Origin of the sequence: Longimicrobium sp. (assembly GCF_036388275.1) — a bacterium.
In the GTDB taxonomy this organism is placed as follows: domain Bacteria; phylum Gemmatimonadota; class Gemmatimonadetes; order Longimicrobiales; family Longimicrobiaceae; genus Longimicrobium.
In genome coordinates this window covers 63,752-85,438 of the sequence record NZ_DASVSF010000109.1, presented here as the reverse complement: position 1 = coordinate 85,438, position 21,687 = coordinate 63,752, and the positions used below count along the sequence as shown (strand labels likewise).

The following is a 21,687-nucleotide window of genomic DNA, read 5'->3' as shown; positions in this document are numbered from 1 at the left end:
GTCACCCTGACCCAGCACCAGGGCACCCGGGTCAGCTACGAGCCCAGGGACGTGCTGGACGCTGCTGCGACCGCCCTGCTGGCCGTGAACACCCCGGACGCCGCCGCCTGGGCCGACACCATCTACCGGCTGGCCGCCGGGCAGACCCCGACCAACTGGAGCACCCTGTGAGCGCACCTGCGATCCACATCCCGGACAACACGATCGCCAGCTTCAGCGACCTGGGGAAGTTCGCCCAGTGCCGCCGCGCCTGGTACCTGGGCACCTACCGCAAGCTCCGGCTGAAGGACGAGCCCCCGACCGGGCCGCTCCCGTTCGGCTCCCGGATCCACGCCGCGCTGGAGGCCTACTACGACCTGGGCCTGCACCCGGCCGAGGCGTGGAAGCAGCTGATGGCCCACGAGTACGCGGTGGCCGAGGCCAACGGCAACCCGTTCATCGAGGCCCTGGACAAGGAGTCGAAGCTGGGCCACCGGATGATGGAGGGCTACCTGGAGTGGCTGGAGGCCGACGGTGAGGACGCCTACTTCGACACCGTCGCGGTGGAGCAGGCGCTGACCCACGAGCTGCCGATGGTGGTTGACACGCCCGATGGCGACACCGAGGTGACCATCCTGCTGCGCGGCAAGCTGGACCGGCAGATTCGGCGGAAGTCCGACGGCACCATCTACGTGGCGGACTTCAAGACGATGGGCAACTTCGGGGAGCCCGCGATGGTCACCCTCTACAAGTCGCCGCAGCCCCGGCTGTACCGGCGGCTGCTGAAGGCCAACGACCCGGACTCCGACGTGCGCGGCGTGGTCTACACGCTGCTGCGGAAGGTGCTGCGCACCCCGACCGCCAAGCCGCCGTTCTACAAGCGGGTCACCATCGAGATCTCCGAGGTCGAGCAGGCCGCCTACGACGTGCGCCTGGAGGGTGCGGTCTCCGAGCTGGCCCGGACCCGGTTCGCCCTGGACGCCGGGGTGGACCACCGCCGGATCGCCTACTTCCAGCCCGGCTGGCAGTGCGCCACGTGCCCGTTCAAGCTGCCGTGCGACCTGATGCAGTCCAGCCCGCAGGGTGCCGAGGACATGCTGGCCGACCTCTACACCGAGGGGAACCCGTGGGCCCGGTACCTGGCCGACAGCGCCGGGGACGCCGAGATCTCCGGGGGCCCGGCCTGATGAAGTACACGCTGGTCCACTTCCCGCCGCTGGACCGCCACTCCACCGTGGCCTTCCGGCTGCCGAGCCCGCAGAACGCCCACGAGGCCATGCTGACCCTGACCCTGTCCCGTGGGTCCTGGGAGTCCCAGGACAGTCCGGAGACGATCACCATCACGATGTCGGCGGACACCGGAGACCCGACGTGAAGAAGGGGCAGGCAGCGGTCCGCAACGACCTGCACGCCCGGTTCCGGCATGAGGGCAGGAGCACAGCCTGCAAGGGCTGCGAGCAGGCCGCCAGGGCGCTGCTGGGCTCCGCAGGTCGCGTGCCGCGCGCCCGGCGCTCGGGAGAGCCCGTCGAGCACCTGACGGCCGCTGAGCTGGACAAGGCCAAGCACTTCGGCCGGATCATCCAGACCCCCGGCCATCGCGGCTACCTCCGGCACACCGAGCCCGAGGGTCGGGGCGTCTACGTCTGCACGACCTCCGGCGTCTGCACCTACCCGCCGGACACGCTGTTCTCGGTCTGGGGCCCCTAGTAGCTTCCTGCCGCAGAGTGCGGTAGGTTATGTCAACACGATCAACAACAACACGAACCCGAATCAGACTCAGAATCAGACGATCTCGATCACTGAACACTGAACTGACCGGGCTCGGAAACGGAGCCCGATGACCACCGTCAACGCCCTCTCCATGCTGGTCCACGGACCGAGCAAGGCGGGGAAGTCGCTGCTGGGGGCCTCCACCCCCTGGCCCCGCGTGATGCTGGACGTGGAGAGCGCCGCCCGGTTCCTGCCGATCAAGTCGATCATCTGGGACCCGATCGTCGGACCGCCTCCCGCGCCGAAGATCGTCAAGGGTGAGCCCGAGTGGGACACGGCCGTCGTGCCGACCCGCAACTGGTCCACCGCCCTCCAGGTGCTGGACTGGCTGAAGCAGGGGGAGCACCCGTTCCGGTCCGCCACGGTGGACTCGATCTCGGAGCTTCAGTACCGCTACGTCGAGCACGCCTCCGGCCGTGAGCAGATGAAGATCCAGGACTGGGGCGCTGCGCTCCGCGAGGTCGGCGGCTTCGTGCGGGACCTCCGGGACCTCACGATGCACCCGACCAAGCCGCTGGAGGCCGTCGTGCTGACCTCCATGACCAAGGAGGACCAGCAGGGGACCATGCGCCCCTACCTCCAGGGCCAGCTGGCCACGCAGATCCCGTACCTGATGGACGTGACCGCGTGGATCTACGTCGAGCCCGACGTGAACGGCGTGGAGACCCGGTTCCTCCAGACCCGCCGGATGAACAACAAGGAGGCCGGGGAGCGGGTGGGCGGCCGGATCCCGCCGATCATCCAGTTGCCGCAGGTCACGGGCGACACCGAGGACGAGATCCGCGCCAAGAACGTCACGTTCGAGAAGTTGATCAAGATGGTCTACAAGGGCCGGGGCATCGCTGCACCGGCGCACACCGGACCGACCCAGAACGAGACCCCGGTTGACACGGCCGGGGACGCCAACACCACCACTGAGCAGGGGAGCAACTGACCATGAGCGACAACGACTTCAGCTTCGCCGACGAGTTCAAGTCCTTCGGGGACGAGCTGAACGGCGTGGCCTACACCGGCGACTACACGATGAAGGTCACCAAGGCCAAGGCCAGCAAGACGGCCAAGGGCAAGCAGCAGTTCGTGGTCACCCTGGCCTTCCAGGGCGGCCCGCTCGGGGCCAAGGGGAAGACGGTGGACAACCGCCTGGTCTGGTCCCCGGAGAGCGAGGTGGCCGCCCGGATCTTCGCGCAGTCGCTCCGCGTCCTCGGGGCCCCGCAGGACTGGATCATGTCGGCCAAGCCGACCCCGGACCAGATCGCCGAGCAGATGGTCGGCGCGGTGGTCGAGGTCAACCTAAAGGCCGGGGAGTTCAACGGCCAGCCACAGACCAACGTCAACTACCGGAAGTCGGTCTCGGTCAACCCGCTCGGTGGCGGCCAGGGTGGCGCGGTCAAGACCACCTCCGCGTCGGCCGCCGCTGCGGTCTCCCTGGAGGACGAGACCGCCGACGAGCAGGTGGACACCACCACGGGCGAGGTCATCCAGGAGCCCGCCACGGCGGGCGCTGGGGCCCCCGGCTCCGCTGGCAACCCGTGGGCCTGATCCTCGGGGCCGAGCGCGGTGAGGGTCGGCCTGGCCTGTCTCTCGCCGAGCTGGGCGCGGCGGTGGACCGTGCCCGGGACGAGGCCGTGAAGACCGGGGCCGACCTGGACCAGATCTTCCCGGCCGTCCGCACCACCGTCGGCGGCAAGCCGAAGCTGAAGATCATCTCGATCGAGATCCCCTGATGACAGCGCCGGGCAGCCTCACCGCTGCCCGGCGTTGTCGTCTCGGTTGACAAGGAAGGGGGAGATCCATGAGCGTGCCGAACCTGCGGATCCGCGTGCTGACCAGCCCGGACCAGGTCGCTGACTTCTGGACGTGGCTGACACGTCCGGACCGGAAGATGGTTGCCTGCGACACGGAGACGACGGGGCTGGACTGGTGGTCCTCCACCTTCAAGGTCCGGCTGATCCAGTTCGGGGATGTCGAGGGTGGCTGGGCCATCCCGTTCGACGGCTGGACCGCACTGATCAAGGGCGCGCTGGAGTACTGCTCCCGGGCCCGGATCCCGCTGGTCTTCCACAACAGCGGCTACGACGCCCTGGCGCTCCGCGCGCACGGCATCGAGCTGGACTGGTCGATCGTGGAGGACACCTTCGTCTGGGCCGGTCTGGGCGGCTTCGCCGAGCAGGCCCGCACGCTGAAGGGCTGCGCCCAGCGCGAGTTCGGCGGCTGGGCCGGAGCCGGGGAGCGTGTGCTGCACACCGGCATGAAGAACGCGGGCTGGACCTGGGCGGATGTCCCGCTCGGGTGGAAGCCCTACCCGCTCTACGGCGTGGTTGACACGTGCATCACCGCAGGCCTGTGGGAGCTGTGGGCCCCGCGCCGGAAGCTCTGGGCGGCCGACCACGACCTGGAGATCGCGGTCATCCGGCTGGTCAACGACATGAGCTGGCGCGGCCTGCCCACCGACGGCGAGTACCTGCTGGAGCAGATCGAGGACCACCAGGCGCGCGAGGACTCGATCAAGGCCCAGCTGGCGCTCTACGGCATCTCCAACCCGGCGCAGAACGGCCAGCTGGAGGTGGTCCTGAAGAACGACGGCTACCCGCTGGCGGAGAAGACCGCGTCGGGCAAGGCCAAGCTGGACCAGGACGTGCTGAAGCTGATCGACCACCCGGCGGCCAAGCTGGTCCTGGAGTACCGCCAGGTGCACCGCTGGCGCGGGACCTACCTGGAGCCGATCTTCAACGGCGCGGGCAGCACCCTGGAGCGCGGTCTGCTGCACCCGGGCATCAAGCCGATGGAGGCCCGCACCGGCCGCATGTCGGTGGAGAACCCGCCGCTCCAGCAGCTGCCCGCCAACGACCCGGTCGTCCGCCGGGGGATCGTCGCGCGCTCGGAGGACGAGGTCTTCGTGTCCTCGGACTACGGCCAGATCGAGCTGCGGATCTGGGCGGTGATCAACAAGGACAAGAAGATGGTCGAGGCCCTGAAGACCGCCGATGCCACCGGTGGGGACTTCTTCGTGGAGCTGGGCAAGACCGTCTACGGGGAGCCGGACTTCAAGAAGGCCGACAAGCGCCGCACGCTGCTGAAGTCCACCGTCTACGCCAAGCTGTTCGGCGGCGGCATCGAGACCGCAGCGGCCACGGCCGAGGTCGATGTCTACTCCCTGGTCCCGACGTGGAAGGCCCTGGAGGCCGCCTACCCGTCCCTGGAGGACGTGGGCAACTCCCTGATCACCACGGCCAAGGACGACGGCGGCGAGACCATCCACACGGCCACCAGCCCGTTCGGCCGGGTCTTCCGGGTCAAGGACCCCCAGGAGCGCCGGAAGCTGGGCAACTACGTCACCCAGGGCACGGCCGCCATCGCGCTGAAGAAGGCCCTGGTCCGGCTGGACGCCGCAGGGTTCGGCGACACGATGCTGCTGCCGGTCCACGACGAGGTCTGCTTCTCGATCCCGAAGACCGAGGAGAAGGACGCGATGTACGAGATCGCCGAGGTGATGAACACCGTGTGGACCGAGGAGGAGTTCGGGCTGGCCGTGCGTGCCGAGCCCAGCTCCGGAGCCAACTGGGCGGAGGCCAAGGGATGAGGCAGTGGTTCGTGATCTTCCAGACCGGACCGGGGCTGGTCGGACCCTTCGAGAACGAGGGGGAGGCCGAGACCTGGGCCAAGCTCTACGAGGAGAAGTACCGCGAGATGAACGGCCCGCACGTCCTCTCCTGGCGGGTGGCGAACTCCGCGCCTCCGGCCGCCCTGGAGTGGTGGTGAAGCAGGTCATCGCGCACGGGGACCGGCTGATGCTGTCCGTGGACCCCGGGGGCACCACGGGCTGGCTGCTGTTCCGGCCGGTCGTGGACGAGGAGCAGTTGACAGGGATCGGCATCGAGCCCCTGGAGTGGGGCGAGGAGCCCTCCCAGATGGCGTTCTGCAACCGGGTCTGGTCCCTGGCCTCCCAGAACCACCCGAGCACGAAGCGCGGGCTGGACCTGATCGTCATCGAGAACTGGTACCCCCGGGAGGGCGTCCGGACCTGGGAGCCCGAGGCCGTGGAGATCATCGGCTTCTGCCGCTGGGTGATGAACAACGACCCGGAGCGGTTCTTCGTCCAGGAGGTCTCGCACGCCAAGTCCTTCGGGACCCCGGCGAAGGTGGACCACTACCGCTCGGAGAAGGTCCCGCCGCTGAACGTCGGTCGGGGCGGCGAGGGCCACGCCGTCATGGCGCTGAAGCACGCGATCTTGTTCGTGAACACCCGATGGAGCCCGGAGCCCCGACCGTGATCAACCCCGCCGAGATCAAGCCGACCGGCCTGGACATGCACGTCGCCTACCAGGCGGTCATGCCCGCCGCCGCCAAGACCGTCCGGATCCAGGACGTGAACGACGCCAGCCTGCGCCAGATCGAGCGGGTGGCCAAGGCCATCGCGCTCGCCCGCGAGGAGGGCCGCGAGGAGATCCGCCAGCAGAAGGTGCTGGCCCAGCTGATGGAGAAGCCGCGATGACCGCCACCCTGTCCAAGCCCGCCCCGGCGGTTGACACGTCCAAGCTGGAGCGTGCGACGCCCGGCATCTACCCCTTCGACATCCACGAGGGCCGGTACGCCGGGCGCATGGCGGTTTACGTGCCGCCGACCTACATGCCGCGCCTCCAGTCGATCCCGGGTGCGCTGTACTCCAAGGCCGACAGCATCTGGACGCTGCCGAAGGCCTGGCCCGCCGTGCTGGCTCTGGGGGCGATGGCGAAGGAGACCAAGCTGCCGATCCTCCCGCACCCGGCTCTCCAGGCCTGGGTCAACGAGCAGGCCGAGCACTGGGGCAAGCTCCGGGCCCTGGCGGACAAGCTGGACAAGGACGCGGTCAAGGGCCCGGACGACCTGTTCTTCCCGCACCAGGAGGTGGACGGGGACTGGCTGTCCTACGGCGATGGGATCGAGCCCACGCGCGGGCGGCTGCTGCTCTCCGAGACCGGCATCGGCAAGACCGCCGGGGCGATCAACGGGATGCGGAAGCTGAACCTGCCCGATGTCAACCGGCCGGTGCTGATCATCGCGCCGAAGAAGACCATGCGGACCGCCTGGTTCGATGACCTGACCGACTTCCTGGGCGAGGCCCCGGGCCCGGTGGTCCTGGTGACCGGCACACCGACCCAGCGGCGCAAGGCCCTGGACCAGATCGCCGAGGCCCAGACCGGGGTCGCCATCATCGGCTGGGACGCCCTGCGGATCCACACCCGGTTCGCTGCCGCGCCCGGCCAGGCGCTGAAGAAGTGCGAGGCCTGCGGCGGCCCCCAGCAGTCGGCCGAGGACACCGTCACCGAGGCGAAGTGCCAGGCGCACGCCAAGGAGCTGAACAAGATCCCCTGGGCGCTGATCGTGGCCGACGAGCTGCACAAGGCCATGAACAACACCTCCCAGACCACCCAGGCGCTCTGGGGCGTCGTGCGCAGCGCTCCCGAGGCCATGCGGTGGGGGCTGACCGGTACGCCCGTCAGCCGCCGTGTGGAGCAGGCGTGGACCGTCCTGCACTACGCGGACGCCGAGGCCTGGCCGGTGAAGACCAGCTGGATCGAGTACTACGCCGAGTCCGGCTACAACCTGGCCGGGTACTTCGAGACCTACGGCCTGAAGCCGCACCGGACCGACGAGTTCCAGCAGTGCTTCGGCGCGATCACCCGGCGTCGGCTGAAGGCCGAGGTGCTGAGCCTGCCGCCCATGATCATGGGTGGCGGCATGGTCCGCGAGGTTGACATGGCCACCGAGCAGCGCAAGGCCTACAACCAGATGCGGGACGAGATGATCCTGCTGGTCAAGGAGGGCAAGATCATCGCCTCCAACCCGATGGTCGCCACCGGGCGGCTGACCATGCTGGCCAGCGCCACCGGCTACCCGGAGGACCCCGAGGCGACCAGCGCCAGCACCGATGACGACATCCCGGTCAAGATGCTGCTGCGGATGCCCAGCGGGAAGATCGACGCCGTCCTGGAGGACATGAACGGGGACGAGTTCGGCACGGACTCCGTGGCCGTCTCGCTGGAGTCCCGGCGGCTGCTGCGGCTGCTGGAGGCCCAGATGATCGAGTCCGGGATCGACCCCGACCAGATCGCCGTCATCGCCGGTGACATGACCCAGGCCGCCGCTGACCAGGCCATCTACGACTTCCAGGGCAAGAAGAAGCGCTGGATGCTCTACACCTACGCGGCCGGTGGCACGGGCGTCACGCTGACCGCCGCCAACTGGCTGCTGCGGGTCCAGCGGAGCTGGAGCCCGATCCTGTGGAAGCAGGGCTTGGACCGGGTCCACCGGATCGGCTCGGAGGCTCACGACAGCATCAACGTGATCGACTACGTCACAGCGGGCACGGTCGAGGACAAGCAGATCGACCGGCACGGCCAGAACGCGATGCTGCTGGAGAGCCTGGTCGGGGACCAGGACAAGCTGCTGGCGCTGTTCAGCTAGTTGACACTGTTGACCATCTGTCCCATACTGGTCCCATGACTGCATCCGTGATCGACAGCCCGACTGTCACTGCACAGCAGCCGCGCCGTACCCGGTCGCGGGTGCTGTTCGAGGACTTCGGGACCGTGGCCGACACCGTCAAGGGCAAGCCCGGCGAGTGGCACCTGGTGGGAGGTGGCCCGGAAGCGCGCTACGGCGTGTTCTCCCAGACCGCCTACCGCATCCGGCGGGGGCTCATCGCAGCCTTCGCCAACCCCGAGGGCGGGCGCTGGGAGGTCCAGGTGTCAACCGACAAGCGCGTCGAGCGAGACCATCCCGTGGAGGTCTACCTGCGCTTCGTGCCAGTCGATCCCACCTGATCCACCCAGCACCGAGCAGCGCCCCCGTCAGGGTGGCTCCCAGGACACCGGTTCGTCCGGCCAGGGGAGTCCTGCCGGGGGCGTTGTGCTGTCCGGACCCAGTTGCGGGGTACCTCGGTACCGTGAGCGCGCACATGCCCACGCTCCGTTGACTCCGTGAGGTGCACTTCCATGACCCAGCCCGCAGCCACGTCCAGCCCGACCACCCCCGGGAACCCGGCCGACACGACCGGGAACTCCCCGGCGGACGCTCAGCCGTCTGCCGTCGCCGCCAACACGTCCGAGGTCGCGCCCGCCCAGAACAAGCAGGCGGACGTGGAGATCAACCAGGACCCGCTGGTCGGCACTGTCCAGCCACCGGCCGCCGAGGAGGCTGAGGAGGACGACGGTGACGACTACGACGACGAGAACGTCTGGCCCTACCGCAGGCTCCAGTCCGAGGCCAAGGACCGGGAGATCAACGCTGCGGGGACGCGGGACGAGATCGTGGCCCGGCTCCGTGAGGCCGACGCCAACGGCCCGGCCCAGTCCGACGGCACCTCGGAGCCCAAGGCCGCCGAGGAGGTCCAGGGCAGCAACGCCACGGCCTCGGTCAACGGCGGCATCGCGCTGAACTCCGAGCGGTCGCAGCTGCACGCCGAGACCCTTCAGTCCCTGTCCGACGAGCGCCGCGAGCAGCAGCTGGCGGCTGTCCGCACCCAGGCCGAGGGCCAGGGCTCCCAGGACGACTGATGGCCGACCACCGCGCCCCGGACACGACCGAGATCCCGATCCAGGCCCGTCCGGGGCCGGTGCCGCCGGTTGACACGCCTCCAGCACCTCCCGAGGACCCGCCAGCCCAGCGGCTGGTCGAGGACTCCGGCAAGCGGCCCGAGCCCGTGCTCAATGCGGCCAAGGTGGCTGGAGCGATCTCCGGTGTGATCCTCAGCATCGGCGGAGTGTTGCGCCTGCTGGGGGTGCTGATCCCCGTGGACTATGACCTCCAAGCACTCGCTGACCAGTCCTCCGCCGCCGTCCTGGCCGTAGGAGTTGCCTGGTCGCTGGTGGGCCCGTGGATCGTCGCTCGGATCCGAGCACGAGACCGTGTCACCCCGCTCACCGATCCCCGCGATGCAACTGGTCGCCCGCTGGTCCCCGAGGAGACATGAACGCCATCAGCCACGCCTGGAACCGCCTGTGCAGCTGGAGACTGCGAGGCAACTGGCGTCCAGGCAGTACGAACACGATCCTGCTCATCGCCCAGGTGGTGACGCTCTGGACGGCCGCGCAGCGCGGCATGGACTACCTGACGCTCCCCGTCGGTGCAGCTTCCTCAGCGGAGCTGGGCGGCTCCGAGGCCCTGCGGGGCATCGAGGCCGACATCTCGCTGAAGATGCTCGGCCTGTCCTTCCTGGCTCCAGCCGGGCTGGCCTTCATCAGCCTGGCGATGGGATGGGTTCGTGGCCTGTCCGTCGGCCACCTGCTGGTCGGCGTGAGCTACCTGGTCCTGGGCATCACGTTCCTGCGGGACAGCCCGGTTGACGACTGGTTGACAGCGGGCGCTGGATCGGCGTTGCTGCTGGTGGCAGCGGGGCTGCTGGTCACCGATTCCCGGCGCGTCCCGGACATCCTGGCCCTGCTCGGCGGAGCCTTGGCGATGGGCATCGGCGGCTGGCTGGCCGCCCACGGCCTGGGATCGGGCTACCGCACCGGTAACGGCTTCCTGGGCGCGGCGGTTCTCCACCTGGTCTTCGGCTTCGGGACCCAGATCCTGGCCAGGCGTGACGAGCGCCTGCGCCGGGAGGAAGAAGAAGACCTCCGCGATCTCCGCCTCCTGGGCGACTGAAGCATCGAACGAGCAGGAAGGAGGTCCAGCGGTGCTGGAAGGAATCCCCACTGAGGTCTGGGACATGGTCTCGGACAACGTCGTGGTCCAGTGGTGCCTGCTGGCCGCCTTCATCCTGATCCTCGGTACGAACGTGGCCGCGAAGATGAAGGGCCCGATCGGGGTCCTGGCCCGGTGGATCCGCGAGCTGGGCAGGCAGCGCGAGGAGCGCGAGGCCAAGGAGCGCCGCGAGAACCGCCAGAAGCTGCTGGGCGACCGGGAGTTCGTCACCCAGAAGCTGGCCGAGCTGGAGCGCCAGGTCGCTGAGCTGTTCGAGGACCGCGACAAGCTGGGCCGCCTGATCCGCGAGCACATGGGCTGGGACTTCGACCGCACCCAGCAGCTGATCGGCATGGGCGTGCGTCCCGGGGACATCCCCACGCCGCCCCCGCTGCGGGTCCCCTGGGGCACTCCGGAGCGCGAGGGCCGCCACCGGGTCAATGGCACCGACACGGCGGAGCAGGTAGCCGTTCGTTGACATAGTTGAGTAGCAGCTGCTATTCTTCTTGCATGACGCAGACAACGAGCCTGAAGCTGCCCGCCAGCTTCCACCGAGAGATGGCCGCGCTGGTACGCGAGCTGGAAGACCTCGGCTGGACTGGTCGGCTGAGCACCCCGGGGCACGCGATCATGCGGGCACCCGACGGGAAGTCCACGTGCTCCATCACCCCGAAGCTGGGCAGCCCCCGGCACCTGGTCAACAACCGGACCAAGATCGAACGCTGGAAGCGCGAGCACGGAGTTAGCTCGGCACCGGCCAATCCGGAGTCGGTTGACACGTCCCCCACCTGCCCGGACTGCGGCAAGCCGTTCCAGACCGTCGGCCGGGTCAACATCCACGCCGCCCACGCCCACCGCCGGGTGCTCTGCCCGTTCGGCGGGTGCGGTCGGGAGACCAGCCCCGCCCAGCAGGCCGTCCACCTGGCCACGCACTACGGCACCAGCCGGAGCAAGGCGACCGTCGCCCGCGAGCTGGACAACGCCCTGGCGACCATCGAGCGGCTGTCCTCCGAGGTGGCCGAGTGGCAGGCCCTGGCCGAGGAGGCCGAGGCCCGGTTCGTGGCCCTCCAGCAGCAGGTGCGCGCCACGAGCTGATTGCTTGTTGACACTGTTGACACATCTATGCCATACTTGAACCAACGCAGCAGCGACCCGACAGACAGGAAACGATCATCATGTGGGTAGTCACCGAGCACGGCTTCTTCACCTTCGTCACCGACCGCAAGGACCCCGAGTACCTGTGGCTCCGGGCCCGCGTCCGGGAAGACCTGGAGGGCAACTTCCCCGGCATCACGGTCGAGCAGCACCCCGGCGCTGACTACCTGTGGCGGGCGAAGGTCAAGCGCACCGACGTGGCCGAGCGCATCGCGCAGATGGTCATGGACGGCCGGATCACCAGCCACTTCAAGGACGAGGCGCTGCGCAAGGCCCCGAAGACGAAGTTCGGCAGCCGCCACAACGCCTACTACGGCTTCTGGACCGCGATGGCAGCGCTCCAGGACTACGCGCCCTACTCCAAGTCCCCGCGCGGCGTGGCACCGGCCAAGCCGTGGACGCCCGCCCGCCGCGACACCCGGCCGGGTGCCGGTCAGACCGTCATGCCCTACAGCTACGGCGGCAGCTCGGTCTACGCCCGGGACTTCGACTGGGACAGCAAGTACAGCGGCGGCACGATCGCCAAGGACCCGGCTCCGTCGTTCTCCAGCAAGACCGGCGCGGACCCGCTGTCCAGCGCCACGGACGACGAGTTCGAGGAGATCTGGGCCGGGATGACCGAGGAGGAGCGGGCGAACTTCCTGGACGAGCAGGAGGACGAGCTGCGCCGCCGCGAGGAGATGGACAGCGAGCACGCCGGGTTCCTGGCGCGCATGGACTCCGAGCGGCCGGACTTCGTGGAGTTCCGGACCGACGCCTACCCCGCGCCGCGCAACCGGCCGGGCAGCCGCAAGCAGCGCCGGAAGGGCCGGAAGAACCGGCACAACCAGGACGGGCTGTCCGACCGCCAGATCGCCGCACAGGACCGGCAGACCTACCTGGCCAACAAGGACGCCCGCCGGAACGGGAAGGGCTGACGATGGCCGACGCGGGGCTCTACGTGGTGGTGACGATCGCGGACAACGGGGTGGTCCACGCCTGGGGGACCGGTCCGGTCGTGGACACGAAGGGGGACCAGGTGCTCCCGTTCATCGACCGGACCGAGGCCCGCCGCGAGGCGGCCCGGTTCCGCCGGGAGGAGCGCAAGCGCCTGGAGCAGCCGGGCGAGACCGGGACCACCCAGGTCAAGGTCTGCAAGATCCTGGGGGTCGATCCGGTCCCCGTGGACTGAGTAATCGCAGGTCGAGAGCCCGTCACCAGCCGGTGGCGGGCTCTCTGGCGTTCGGCCGAAAGTAGTTGTTGACACTGTTGACATAGCCATGCCATACTTCTTGCATGACGCAGACACTGATCGACACGGCCACCGTCTTCCTGATCCTCGTCCGGATGTCCATCCCCTTCGTTCTCGCACTGGCAGTCGCGGGCATCGGCTTCTGGATCTACGAGGGCCCGAAGTACACTGTCCACGCGCCTCTCCTGGCTGACTACGCCGAGCGCTACTGGACCAAGCGGAAGGCCACCGAGGCCGCGCGCACCGCCACCGAGGAGTTCGGCTACCAGTTCGTCGCCGACAAGATCGAGGCCTGATCCGGCCCCACAATCTGGCCGCGAGAGATTGGGCCGCCCGCGTAGGCTGAGAAGACCAGCTTCCCCGGGCTGGCCGCCGGAAGACCCCCTGCCGACTCCCCCCGGCAGGGGGTCTTCTGCTGTCCGGGGTCTGGTTGACATCTCTCGGCATACTGGACCCATGCTGAACGTCTACGTTCCGACCAGCGACCACTACGGCGGCCTGAAGGTCCCCCACCCGACCGCCGCCTCGTGGGATGTCACCGGAGACGGGAACCTGGTCCTGTACGGCGGTGACGGGACCGCCGTGGCCGAGTACGCCCGCACCGAGTGGAAGTCCGTGGCCAAGCCCGAGGACGAGGCGGCCAGCTGATGGGTCTCGCCGGTCTGCTGGCCCTCGCGCTGACACTGAGCGGTGGGGACCAGCAGCACGCTGTGCGGGCCGTGGACTTCCTGGACCCGTTCCCGGTGCCCCAGACGGCCCAGGAGACCCTGGACCAGATGCTGATGGCTCTGGAGGAGACCAGATGAGGAACTTCCAGCTGCGCCTGGAGCTGCCGACCGCCGTGCCCGCGCCCGACGGTGAGCCGTCGAAGATCGAGGTGGTCGTGCAGTGCGCGTGGTCGAGCACGGCCACACTGGAGGAGGTGGGCAAGGCGCTGACCCAGGCCTACGCCCACTCGGTCCAGACCGCCGAGCAGCGGCAGGCGGAGCCGGAGAAGCTGTGACCGTGTCAACCGGCACGCGGCTGGTGCTCGCGCACCTGATCGGCGACTACCTGGTGCAGACCCACCACCAGGCCCAGCGGAAGACCGAGGCCTGGGGTCCGGCGCTCGCGCACGCCGCGACGTACACGGCCGCGCACCTGCTGGTGACCCGGTCCCCGTGGCGGCTGCTGGTCATCGGCGGCACCCACGCCGTCATCGACCGGTACCGGCTGGCCAAGCACGCCGTCTGGCTGAAGAACCAGGCCGCCCCGGCCGCCTACCGGCCGCCGCACACCGCCACCGGGTACCCCGAGGACACTCCCCCGTGGATGTCCGTCTGGCTGATGATCGCGGCGGACAACACGCTCCACCTGGCGGTCAACGTCCTGGCGACCGCCACCCGAGACTGAGAGGGACCCCGTGGCCAAGACCACCGGCACGTCAACCACCCCGGCAACGCCCGCGACGCCTGCCACCCCCGCTGGCACGGCAGCCGAGACCACGACGCCCGCGATCGTCCAGAAGGACCCGCCCACGACGGTCACCGCTCCGGCCGCGACGCCCACGGTCACTGCACAGCCTGTGCAGCCAGCTGTGGAAGCCGTGGCGGCCCCGGCAGCAGCTGCGGCAGCCGCTACCCCGGACACGGCTTCAGCGGCGTCTGACGGCGGCAAGGGCAAGAAGGACCGGAAGTCCGCTCAGCTCCGACGGAAGTCGGCGGTCGTCGCGGCCTACGAGTACGACGGCACGAACGCGGTGGACGCCGCCCAGTGGCTGGCGGACCAGGGGAGGACGTGCCTGGTCTCGTTCGGCGCGACGGCGCAGCCCCAGCTGATGCGCGAGGACTTCACCGTCCTGGAGCCAGGCTGGGTGCTCCCCAGCCTGGAGCTGATCCCCGCCGATCAGCTCGGCACGGTGTTCGAGAAGGTGGAGTGACAGGCGGGGTTTATTCCTGTCAGATCTTGTGCTTTCAGCTACTCAGATGAGTCGTTTGGGAACTACTGATGACGGAATGTGACCACTAAAATCTGAGCGTGATCAGTTTGTGGGAAGCCATCCAGGGGCTCTGGTTCATGGGCATCCTCGGGTTGCTGACCCGAGGGTCCATTCGGCGGACCCGCCCGGCGAAGAAGGACCGCGAGATGGCGGATCTCAACGAGATCTGACAGGCCGCGCTTACCCCTGGGGTGGAGACTGGGTTTCTCACCCCGGGGGTAAGGAACCACTCATGCTGCTCTTGATGCTCATCCTGCTAGTCGGTCTCGTCGCGCTGTTCACCCGCGCCTCGTCTCACGAGACGCACCACCACCCGCTGATCTGAGATGCGAGTTCAGGGTCACCGTCTGGTTGACAGGGGAGCGCCGTACACGGCGCAGTCGTGCCAGTCGTGGCCCTGCGACACGATCGCCGGAGTCCACCGGGTCAACCGGCAGGGCCAGCAGATCGAGGTCGGCTCGGCGGTCACGGTCGGCGGACACGGTCACGCGCTCTGCGAGTGCGGCTGGACCGGCCCGCACGAGATGACCGGCGCGGATCGCCAGCGGGCGCACCGCAAGCACCTGGCCAACCTGGCCTGAACGCAAAGAAGCCCCCCGGCCGATGGCCAGGGGGCTCTCTGCTGTGCGGTGGAGGTCAGGCGATCTTCTGCCGGGGGAAGTCGATCTCCTTGGACTTCAGCGCGGCGGTGGCCAGGTAGGCGGCCTGCGCGTGGCCACCGGCGACGGCCTCCAGGACGCCCTCCCAGAGGTCGGCTTCCAGGAAGGTGGCCTGGTAGTGCTCGCCGCCTCCGGCCAGGGCGCTGATCTCGGTGACCATGCGCTCGGCGGTGCGGACATCGGTGACCGGGGCTGCGGTGGGCTTGCTCGTCTGCGTCATGGGATGACTATGGCATGAGCATGTCAACACTGTCAACAGACACACCGTGTCTTCCCGATGTTGAGTGCGCCGGGCATACTTCACCCGGGCGGCAGTGGCGAAGCAGCATCTGCGGGGCTGCACCGGGCAACCGGTCCCACTGCATCGGCTAGTCCCGCCGAGGAAACCGTCAGTGCAGGCTGGGCGTGGGGTGCGACTCCCCTCCCCGCTGCCGCCCGATACTGCCGGGGTGGGGGAAGCAACAGTGCTGAAGCTCGTCGGTGACAACGAGACCGAGCCCTGGATCTGTGACCGATGCCAGCAGGGCCGCCACCTCGACTGCTTCTCGGCCAAGCTGTGCACCTGCACGCACGGCACGTTCTCGGAGTGGTTGACACCCGATCGCCGGGGAGAGCTGCGCACGGGCGCAGTGCCCCGGACGCCGCTGGAGAAGCGGTACCAGGATGGGATCTTCGCCCACCGGGCGGAGCGGGCAGCAGCGGAGGAGCGGCGTCGATGACGGACATCTGCAAGTGCGGGACCCCGCCGGAGCCGCACGAGTCGCACATGCTTCTTGCCAGCGGCGGGTTCTGCGCTCCCCTGGACTTCGTTCTGCCAGATGCTCCAGACACCTGGTACGGCGAGGACGGCAAGGAGCTGACCGTGCTGCCCCCGGGAGCAGAGATCTCATTCAACTTCGACACGTCTGTGCTCACCGAGCAGATGAAGTCGATCGGCGAGGCCGCCACCGCGATGGGCGAGAGCATGGCCGCCTTCAACCACGAGATCTCCCCGGTCTTCGCCGACATCGCCGAGAAGCTCTCCCAGGTCTACGGGATCCCGGTGGGGATGATCACCACCCCAGAGCAGTCCGACGCTGTGGCCGAGCAGCTGGCAGCCAAGTGGTTGACACACCACGACGCCACCCTGTCCCAGGGGAAGGCCGACCCAGGCATGAAGACCATCTGGGAGAACGGCGTGATCACCAAGGACGGCTACAAGCTGGCCCAGGGCTGGGCCCCGACGATGAACATCCCGCCGGACGAGGACGACCTGTTCGCCGAGGAGAAGCCGTCCTCCCGGCTCTGGTGCCACTTCCACGGCCAGCACTGGGACGACCCCGAGCACATGGGCGGGGACCTGATCGCGTGCGACTCCGGCGACTGGATCAAGCCCGCCCTGCCGCATGAGGAGAAGCTGTGGCAGGCCAAGCGCAAGGGCCTGCTGACGTGAGTGACGACGCAGGTCCGGCCGACTTCTCGGCCTACCTCCGGACTCGCCGGGACCACGCCGACCAGGCGCTGATCGAGATGTTCAGCCAGGTGCTCCGCAGGCCGCTGATCGACGTGCGGACCCGGGACCTGGTGCAGCAACGCCGCGCCGCGCGGGAAGCTGCAACCCCATCTAGTTGACATAGATGACAAAGCTGCCATACTCATGGCATGACGCAGCGCAGCTACCCCACTCCAGCAGTCCTCGCAGCCGTGACCGGCAAGGTCATCGGCCCGGTCGGCCCGACCTTCGACCTGATCCGTGACCTCACCGGTGAGCAGGTCCCGACCGAGCGGTTCGTCTTCGCCCAGGCCCAGGTCCGTGAGGAGCTGACCCGCCAGCTGCCCTGGCTGGCCGAGATCGGCACCATCCCCGAGGCCAAGTACCTCCGGGAGTTCCTGGCCGCCGTGGAGGACACCTACGGGGCCCACCAGGCCGTGCGGATCGTCCGGGACGACTCCGACATCCCCGGCCCGGAGCTGGGCCTGCCCGAGGGCGTCACGCTGATCCGCCGCCGCCGTGGCTGAGCAGCACGTCCACGCCGTGACCCCGGCCAACTGGGGCTGGGGCCAGATGGTCCGGCACCTGAAGGACGAGCACGGCACGGACATCCCGATGTTCTGGAGCCTGTCCGACGCCCACCTGGCCCACCTGAAGGCCCACCAGTCCGCCACTCCCGAGGAGACCCCCATGCTGCCGATCCCGCACGAGCACAACCACGGCCTGACCGACTTCCACGCTGACCGATCGGCCACGGTTCTGGCCGGGCACCTGGAGACCGATCACGGCATCGACACGGTCGGCCTGGACCACAACGCCATGAAGAACGCGCACGTCTTCTCCCACCAGGAGAACCCCCAGGTCAGCGACGTGTCAACCACTCCCGAGACCCGGGTGAAGCTCCGCGACCAGGACCCCGAGTGGTCGGCTGCGCAGGCCGAGGACGAGCGCCAGCACGAGATCGACGCGGTCTATCTGGACCGGGTCGTCTGTGCGATGACCGGTCTGGACTTCGACAGGGACTGGGCGGCCGACGACGGCATAGGCCCGTCCGGCCGAGGAGCGATGCGCCGGGTCTACACCGAGCCCGCCAAGCGCCTGATGGCCGCTCTCAGCCAGGGGGATCTGATCGGCCTGCTGGACACCACGGTGAAGCGCTGGCTGGCCGAGCGGGACAGGGCCCTGGACCAGCTGGACGAGGCCCAGGTGAAGCGGAGCGAGGCCCTGCGCGGCCAGCACGAGCAGCAGCGCGCGCTGGAGGAGATGGCCGGTGCCCTGACCCGTGCCGAGGCCGAGCGGGATGAGGCCATTGACGTGCGCGACCGCGCCCAGGCGGCGATGGCGGCCAAGTACTCCGAGGCGGCTCAGCTCCGGGACGAGCGGGACGAGGCCCGGCGGATGTTCAGCCACCTCCAGGCCGAGCACAGCGACCTGGGCCGGAAGTTCGACAACGTCGTGACGCAGCGGGACAACCTGGCCGTCGAGCTGATCAACGCCGTGCCGAGCATCGAGGGCGAGCACCGGGGGCTGTCCCTGACCGTCCCGCCGGGCACCCGGCGGCTGATGCTGACCTTCGTGCCGAACGACGGTGACGCTGCGGTGACGGTTGACACGACCCCGAGCTTCGACTGATGGCCGAGTTCGGCCGGGAGCAGATCACGGTGACCCGCACGCGCTACCTGCTGCGGACCCCGAGCAACGGCACCGAGCTGTCCAAGGCGCTCAGCGCAGCCGCACGTGCACTGGCCAGCGAGCTGAGCGTGGACTGGGAGGACATCCCCGACAACGCCCTGACCGTCACGGTCGAGGACGACGACATCGTGATCAGCTGGGAGAGGACCCCATGACCACTGAGCTGCGCCGGAACGAGCATGGCCAGGAGATGGCCACCTACGGCGTCTGGGGCGCTCACGAGGGCCGCTGGGTGGCCACGGGCCCCTGGGACGAGAAGGAGGCCTGGTGGGCCCTCCTGGGCACCGAGAGCCTGCGCCCGATGCTGCTGGAGGTCCGGCTGGTCAACCCGCCCCTGAACGCCTACGACGAGGCGCTGGAGGACGGGGACGTGCCCTGCCCGAAGTGCGACGGCGAGGGCTTCTGCTCCGAGTGCGAGCGGGAGTGCCTGAAGTGCGACGGCTCCGGCTACATCTCGGCCGAGGAGTACGAGCGGCTGGAGAAGGAGAAGGCCGCGCGCCGGGCCCGCCGGGAGAAGCGCCGCAAGGAGATGGCCGACCAGCTGGCGGCCAAGCCGTGACGACGACCAAGGGCATGGCCGAGGCTCTGGCCGAGGTCTGGCGCGAGGGCAAGGCCTTCCACGGCAAGGGCGAGATCGACTGGCGGGTCTTCGCCATCGAGATCCAGAGGAAGACCGAGCCCTCCGATGGCGCGATCGAGCAGATGGCCACCGACCTGGACGACGAGCCGGACACCGAGGACATCGTCCGCGCGGTCCAGCACCTGCTCTGGCCCCCGGACTTCCGGGAGTTCCTGCACACCGAGGAGCTGGACATCTGGTCCCGCGAGGACCGGCCCAGCGTGGAGTGGACCGGGACGCTGGCCTGCGCCGGTGGCTGCCAGCGGATCTGGCACGTCGAGAAGGCCGCGAGCGAGCGGAACGTCCGGGAGGCGCTGACCGCCGCACACCGCTGGTACCGCTTCGGCGAGACCAGCCGGTCGGTCTCCGGCCTGTTCGGGATGCGCGGCGAGGGGTGGGAGGACGTGGCGGTCACCGATCGCCGCCATCTGACGTAGGGGACACTGACCGTGTGCCCCTGGTGACGCAAGACCTGCCGGTCCTGCTTCGTGCCGATGGACAGATCCAGCTGACGCAGGAGCTGTCCCGCGACACGAGGTGGGGCCGGTTCGTCGTGTGGGCCGGGTTCGTCTCCGACCTGGCGTCGGTGCCGTTCGTCCTGCGCGGCCTGATCGCCAACGCCGGACGCCGTGTCAACCTGGCCGCGATCTTCCACGACATGCTCTGCAACGACCTGAACAAGCGCTACCGCGAGGGCCGCACCCGTGACGAGCGCGACCCGGACGGCCCGATGGCCGGTCCCCGATCCACCGACCAGGCCTTCTACGAGTTCCTGCGCGACCTGGGCACCCCGCCGCTGCTGGCCCGGATGTACTGGACAGGCGTCCGCTGGGGCGCGCTGGCCAACCCCGCCCGCCGGGACAGCTCATGGTGGCGGGACGCTCCCCTGGTCCTCCTGATGTCGATCCTCACCGGCTGGTTCGTGGTGCCGCTGGCCCTGCTGACCCTGCTCGGCGTCGGCCTCTACCAGGTCGCCGAGCACGTGATCTACCTGGTCAACCGCCTGATCCACCTCTGAGGAGAACCGATGGACGAGCTGACCTCTGACCAGATCGCCGGTGTGCTGCGCCGGTTGACAGAGCGCACCGACGAGATCAACGCCGGGATCCTGAAGATGCCCGGTGACGGCACGATCGAGCTGGTCACGGTGAACCAGCTGAACCAGTGGTTGCAGGGCCTGGCCGTCCAGGTGGAGAACGGCGTCCCCTTCTGAGGTCGTCGGCCGCCCCTGCTACACAGGAAGCCGTGATCAGCATCGAGGGAGCCTTCTGTCCAGCCTGCGGCGAGGAGTCCCTGTCCGTCTCCTCCCAGTACCGGATCCAGTGCGACGCCGAGGAGTGCCCGCGCCGGTCAGCGGCGCACGAGATCCTGGCTGACCACGAGCGCGAGCACCTGGTGACCTTCCGCGCGGGCGGGTCCTACAGCCTTCGGCACCCGCTGATCGAGCGGCTGAACGACGAGATGGTCTGCCGGGCGGTCTGGGTGCTCGGCCAGCGCCTGGAGGGCGGCTTCACGCCGGGCGACAACCTGAACTACCGGATGGTGACCCTGCGACCGTGCACGGACACCGACGACGGCGAGTACCGGATGGACGTGGTCGCATGAGCCTGCACGAGCGGTACGACCTCCAGTTCACCTGGCGGACGCCAGCTCCGGAACGCGGTCGGGCCATTCTCAGAGTGCGTGCCATCCTGAGTCATGTCCTCCACCGAGGTGATCGCCCGGCCGGTTGACACACCGGCGGACGAGGACGACGAAGGCATCCACGTCTTCTGCCCGCACGTCGAGCGCACCTGGTGCGGAGACGACGCGAACAAGCACGAGGTGGTCTCCCGGCCCCCGTCGATCGACCAGGTCTGCCGGGTCTGCCTGCTGGCCGTGGAGTTCTGGGTGGCCGGGGATCCCTGCCCGATGTGCGGCTGCCGCGCCTGCCTCCAGACACGCTGAGCTGATGTGTTGACACTGTTGACACGACGTGTGCATACTTAGCCCATGACGCAGACAGCAGTTGCCCCCAAGCTCTCCGCCACCGACAAGCGCATGGCCTTCATCAAGGACTGCACCGCCGCGATGGCTGACCACGACATCCTGGCCTTCCACAGCAAGCAGGCAGGCATCGAGATGCCCGCGTACCCGCTGGAGAAGATGGTCGAGGTCGCCCAGCGGATGAGCACCGAGGGCTACGCCCTGGGCCGCACCGACCGCTGGCGCAACGCCTGCGAGTTCGCCCTGACCGAGATCCGGGCGGCCGAGAAGGCCGGGACCCTGGACACGAGCCTGGCCCACTGGGCCGTCTTCCAGGGCTCGGTCTTCATGGGCCACGGTGCCTGAGACCTCGCACCGCCCGAGACCCGGTCAGCACCCGCTGGCCGGGTCTTCCGGCGTTCGGAGGGCGGCTCGGTGAACCTCGGGGAGTGCGTGTTCTGCGACTGGACCTACGACCCGTTCGCTGAGCCGTGGCTTGTC

General features: G+C 68.9%; 41 protein-coding genes. 40 read left to right on the top strand and 1 reads right to left on the bottom strand.

All coding sequences use genetic code 11. The features are described 5' to 3' along the window. Nucleotides 1–167 precede the first annotated feature (167 nt). The 27 genes from VF632_RS25145 (at nt 168) to VF632_RS25015 (ending at nt 15,361) form a co-directional block, all read left to right on the top strand. Nucleotides 168–1,166 (top strand): PD-(D/E)XK nuclease family protein, encoded by a 999-nt coding sequence (locus VF632_RS25145; protein ID WP_331025702.1) that lies wholly within the window; start codon nt 168–170, stop codon nt 1,164–1,166. After that, a complete protein-coding gene (locus tag VF632_RS25140) occupies nt 1,166–1,354 on the top strand; it encodes a hypothetical protein (RefSeq protein ID WP_331025701.1) in 189 nt (62 codons plus the stop codon). The genes VF632_RS25145 and VF632_RS25140 overlap by 1 nt, the downstream gene beginning before the upstream one ends. Beyond that, nucleotides 1,351–1,686 (top strand): hypothetical protein, encoded by a 336-nt coding sequence (locus tag VF632_RS25135; protein WP_331025700.1) that lies wholly within the window; start codon nt 1,351–1,353, stop codon nt 1,684–1,686. Before VF632_RS25140 ends, VF632_RS25135 begins: the two co-directional genes overlap by 4 nt. A gap of 130 nt (nt 1,687–1,816) precedes the next feature. Continuing rightward, nucleotides 1,817–2,683 (top strand): AAA family ATPase, encoded by an 867-nt coding sequence (locus tag VF632_RS25130; protein WP_331025699.1) that lies wholly within the window; start codon nt 1,817–1,819, stop codon nt 2,681–2,683. A 2-nt stretch (nt 2,684–2,685) separates the two neighbouring features. Next, nucleotides 2,686–3,288, top strand: a complete 603-nt coding sequence (locus VF632_RS25125) for a hypothetical protein (protein ID WP_331025698.1) — start codon at nt 2,686–2,688, stop codon at nt 3,286–3,288. Further along, complete coding sequence (locus tag VF632_RS25120) at nt 3,279–3,473, top strand: hypothetical protein (RefSeq protein WP_331025697.1); 195 nt, start codon at nt 3,279–3,281, stop codon at nt 3,471–3,473. The genes VF632_RS25125 and VF632_RS25120 overlap by 10 nt, the downstream gene beginning before the upstream one ends. A 68-nt stretch (nt 3,474–3,541) precedes the next feature. Further along, nucleotides 3,542–5,329, top strand: coding sequence for a DNA polymerase (locus VF632_RS25115; protein ID WP_331025696.1), 1,788 nt, complete (start codon nt 3,542–3,544; stop codon nt 5,327–5,329). After that, a complete protein-coding gene (locus VF632_RS25110; protein ID WP_331025695.1) occupies nt 5,326–5,508 on the top strand; it encodes a hypothetical protein in 183 nt (60 codons plus the stop codon). The genes VF632_RS25115 and VF632_RS25110 overlap by 4 nt, the downstream gene beginning before the upstream one ends. Beyond that, nucleotides 5,505–6,020: a hypothetical protein gene (locus VF632_RS25105; RefSeq protein WP_331025694.1), complete on the top strand. Its 516-nt coding sequence runs from the start codon at nt 5,505–5,507 to the stop codon at nt 6,018–6,020. Before VF632_RS25110 ends, VF632_RS25105 begins: the two co-directional genes overlap by 4 nt. Beyond that, a complete protein-coding gene (locus VF632_RS25100; protein WP_331025693.1) occupies nt 6,017–6,241 on the top strand; it encodes a hypothetical protein in 225 nt (74 codons plus the stop codon). The genes VF632_RS25105 and VF632_RS25100 overlap by 4 nt, the downstream gene beginning before the upstream one ends. Further along, complete coding sequence (locus tag VF632_RS25095; RefSeq protein WP_331025692.1) at nt 6,238–8,193, top strand: DEAD/DEAH box helicase; 1,956 nt, start codon at nt 6,238–6,240, stop codon at nt 8,191–8,193. The genes VF632_RS25100 and VF632_RS25095 overlap by 4 nt, the downstream gene beginning before the upstream one ends. Nucleotides 8,194–8,228: 35 nt before the next feature. Continuing rightward, complete coding sequence (locus tag VF632_RS25090) at nt 8,229–8,552, top strand: hypothetical protein (RefSeq protein WP_331025691.1); 324 nt, start codon at nt 8,229–8,231, stop codon at nt 8,550–8,552. Between the two features lie 171 nt (nt 8,553–8,723). After that, entirely contained in the window at nt 8,724–9,284 is a 561-nt protein-coding gene (locus tag VF632_RS25085; RefSeq protein ID WP_331025690.1) for a hypothetical protein, read from the top strand. Beyond that, nucleotides 9,284–9,700 (top strand): hypothetical protein, encoded by a 417-nt coding sequence (locus VF632_RS25080; RefSeq protein ID WP_331025689.1) that lies wholly within the window; start codon nt 9,284–9,286, stop codon nt 9,698–9,700. The genes VF632_RS25085 and VF632_RS25080 overlap by 1 nt, the downstream gene beginning before the upstream one ends. After that, the gene (locus tag VF632_RS25075; RefSeq protein WP_331025688.1) at nt 9,697–10,377 is read left to right on the top strand and encodes a hypothetical protein; all 681 of its coding nucleotides are present in this window, start codon (nt 9,697–9,699) and stop codon (nt 10,375–10,377) included. The genes VF632_RS25080 and VF632_RS25075 overlap by 4 nt, the downstream gene beginning before the upstream one ends. Before the next feature lie 31 nt (nt 10,378–10,408). Continuing rightward, nucleotides 10,409–10,894, top strand: a complete 486-nt coding sequence (locus VF632_RS25070) for a hypothetical protein (RefSeq protein WP_331025687.1) — start codon at nt 10,409–10,411, stop codon at nt 10,892–10,894. A gap of 32 nt (nt 10,895–10,926) precedes the next feature. Further along, nucleotides 10,927–11,511: a hypothetical protein gene (locus tag VF632_RS25065; protein WP_331025686.1), complete on the top strand. Its 585-nt coding sequence runs from the start codon at nt 10,927–10,929 to the stop codon at nt 11,509–11,511. Between the two features lie 80 nt (nt 11,512–11,591). Then, nucleotides 11,592–12,488, top strand: a complete 897-nt coding sequence (locus VF632_RS25060; RefSeq protein ID WP_331025685.1) for a hypothetical protein — start codon at nt 11,592–11,594, stop codon at nt 12,486–12,488. Between the two features lie 2 nt (nt 12,489–12,490). Next, nucleotides 12,491–12,742 carry a hypothetical protein gene (locus VF632_RS25055; RefSeq protein ID WP_331025684.1) on the top strand — a complete coding sequence of 84 codons (252 nt, stop codon included), beginning with the start codon at nt 12,491–12,493 and terminating at the stop codon, nt 12,740–12,742. A 104-nt stretch (nt 12,743–12,846) separates the two neighbouring features. Further along, complete coding sequence (locus VF632_RS25050; protein WP_331025683.1) at nt 12,847–13,098, top strand: hypothetical protein; 252 nt, start codon at nt 12,847–12,849, stop codon at nt 13,096–13,098. Between the two features lie 160 nt (nt 13,099–13,258). Beyond that, nucleotides 13,259–13,450, top strand: a complete 192-nt coding sequence (locus tag VF632_RS25045) for a hypothetical protein (RefSeq protein WP_331025682.1) — start codon at nt 13,259–13,261, stop codon at nt 13,448–13,450. Continuing rightward, nucleotides 13,450–13,608 (top strand): hypothetical protein, encoded by a 159-nt coding sequence (locus VF632_RS25040; protein ID WP_331025681.1) that lies wholly within the window; start codon nt 13,450–13,452, stop codon nt 13,606–13,608. The genes VF632_RS25045 and VF632_RS25040 overlap by 1 nt, the downstream gene beginning before the upstream one ends. Then, nucleotides 13,605–13,805 (top strand): hypothetical protein, encoded by a 201-nt coding sequence (locus VF632_RS25035; protein WP_331025680.1) that lies wholly within the window; start codon nt 13,605–13,607, stop codon nt 13,803–13,805. The genes VF632_RS25040 and VF632_RS25035 overlap by 4 nt, the downstream gene beginning before the upstream one ends. Then, a complete protein-coding gene (locus VF632_RS25030; RefSeq protein WP_331025679.1) occupies nt 13,802–14,194 on the top strand; it encodes a DUF3307 domain-containing protein in 393 nt (130 codons plus the stop codon). Before VF632_RS25035 ends, VF632_RS25030 begins: the two co-directional genes overlap by 4 nt. A gap of 10 nt (nt 14,195–14,204) precedes the next feature. Then, the gene (locus VF632_RS25025; protein WP_331025678.1) at nt 14,205–14,720 is read left to right on the top strand and encodes a hypothetical protein; all 516 of its coding nucleotides are present in this window, start codon (nt 14,205–14,207) and stop codon (nt 14,718–14,720) included. A gap of 98 nt (nt 14,721–14,818) precedes the next feature. Then, nucleotides 14,819–14,950, top strand: a complete 132-nt coding sequence (locus VF632_RS25020; protein ID WP_331025677.1) for a hypothetical protein — start codon at nt 14,819–14,821, stop codon at nt 14,948–14,950. A 156-nt stretch (nt 14,951–15,106) separates the two neighbouring features. Further along, nucleotides 15,107–15,361 (top strand): hypothetical protein, encoded by a 255-nt coding sequence (locus VF632_RS25015; RefSeq protein ID WP_331025676.1) that lies wholly within the window; start codon nt 15,107–15,109, stop codon nt 15,359–15,361. A 55-nt stretch (nt 15,362–15,416) separates the two neighbouring features. Here the strand turns inward: VF632_RS25015 and VF632_RS25010 are convergent, their stop codons facing one another. Continuing rightward, nucleotides 15,417–15,659, bottom strand: a complete 243-nt coding sequence (locus VF632_RS25010) for a hypothetical protein (protein ID WP_331025675.1) — start codon at nt 15,657–15,659, stop codon at nt 15,417–15,419. Between the two features lie 244 nt (nt 15,660–15,903). On the opposite strand from VF632_RS25010, the gene VF632_RS25005 reads away from it, so the two are divergent. From VF632_RS25005 to VF632_RS24945, 13 genes are all read left to right on the top strand, one after another. Next, on the top strand, nt 15,904–16,158 hold the full coding sequence (locus VF632_RS25005; protein ID WP_331025674.1) for a hypothetical protein: 255 nt from the start codon (nt 15,904–15,906) through the stop codon (nt 16,156–16,158). Further along, a complete protein-coding gene (locus VF632_RS25000) occupies nt 16,155–16,871 on the top strand; it encodes a hypothetical protein (protein ID WP_331025673.1) in 717 nt (238 codons plus the stop codon). The genes VF632_RS25005 and VF632_RS25000 overlap by 4 nt, the downstream gene beginning before the upstream one ends. Beyond that, complete coding sequence (locus tag VF632_RS24995; RefSeq protein WP_331025672.1) at nt 16,868–17,050, top strand: hypothetical protein; 183 nt, start codon at nt 16,868–16,870, stop codon at nt 17,048–17,050. The genes VF632_RS25000 and VF632_RS24995 overlap by 4 nt, the downstream gene beginning before the upstream one ends. 72 nt (nt 17,051–17,122) lie before the next feature. Continuing rightward, nucleotides 17,123–17,437, top strand: a complete 315-nt coding sequence (locus VF632_RS24990; RefSeq protein WP_331025671.1) for a hypothetical protein — start codon at nt 17,123–17,125, stop codon at nt 17,435–17,437. After that, entirely contained in the window at nt 17,430–18,542 is a 1,113-nt protein-coding gene (locus VF632_RS24985; protein WP_331025670.1) for a hypothetical protein, read from the top strand. Before VF632_RS24990 ends, VF632_RS24985 begins: the two co-directional genes overlap by 8 nt. Continuing rightward, nucleotides 18,542–18,757 carry a hypothetical protein gene (locus VF632_RS24980; protein WP_331025669.1) on the top strand — a complete coding sequence of 72 codons (216 nt, stop codon included), beginning with the start codon at nt 18,542–18,544 and terminating at the stop codon, nt 18,755–18,757. The genes VF632_RS24985 and VF632_RS24980 overlap by 1 nt, the downstream gene beginning before the upstream one ends. After that, nucleotides 18,754–19,161, top strand: coding sequence for a hypothetical protein (locus tag VF632_RS24975; protein WP_331025668.1), 408 nt, complete (start codon nt 18,754–18,756; stop codon nt 19,159–19,161). Before VF632_RS24980 ends, VF632_RS24975 begins: the two co-directional genes overlap by 4 nt. Further along, on the top strand, nt 19,158–19,658 hold the full coding sequence (locus VF632_RS24970; protein ID WP_331025667.1) for a hypothetical protein: 501 nt from the start codon (nt 19,158–19,160) through the stop codon (nt 19,656–19,658). Before VF632_RS24975 ends, VF632_RS24970 begins: the two co-directional genes overlap by 4 nt. 23 nt (nt 19,659–19,681) lie before the next feature. Then, nucleotides 19,682–20,239 carry a DUF1353 domain-containing protein gene (locus VF632_RS24965; protein ID WP_331025666.1) on the top strand — a complete coding sequence of 186 codons (558 nt, stop codon included), beginning with the start codon at nt 19,682–19,684 and terminating at the stop codon, nt 20,237–20,239. 9 nt (nt 20,240–20,248) lie between these two features. Then, nucleotides 20,249–20,434, top strand: coding sequence for a hypothetical protein (locus VF632_RS24960; protein WP_331025665.1), 186 nt, complete (start codon nt 20,249–20,251; stop codon nt 20,432–20,434). Nucleotides 20,435–20,466: 32 nt separating this feature from the next. Continuing rightward, nucleotides 20,467–20,826 (top strand): DUF6085 family protein, encoded by a 360-nt coding sequence (locus VF632_RS24955; RefSeq protein ID WP_331025664.1) that lies wholly within the window; start codon nt 20,467–20,469, stop codon nt 20,824–20,826. A 93-nt stretch (nt 20,827–20,919) separates the two neighbouring features. Further along, nucleotides 20,920–21,168, top strand: coding sequence for a hypothetical protein (locus VF632_RS24950; RefSeq protein WP_331025663.1), 249 nt, complete (start codon nt 20,920–20,922; stop codon nt 21,166–21,168). A gap of 45 nt (nt 21,169–21,213) precedes the next feature. Next, nucleotides 21,214–21,552: a hypothetical protein gene (locus VF632_RS24945; RefSeq protein WP_331025662.1), complete on the top strand. Its 339-nt coding sequence runs from the start codon at nt 21,214–21,216 to the stop codon at nt 21,550–21,552. Nucleotides 21,553–21,687 lie beyond the last annotated feature (135 nt).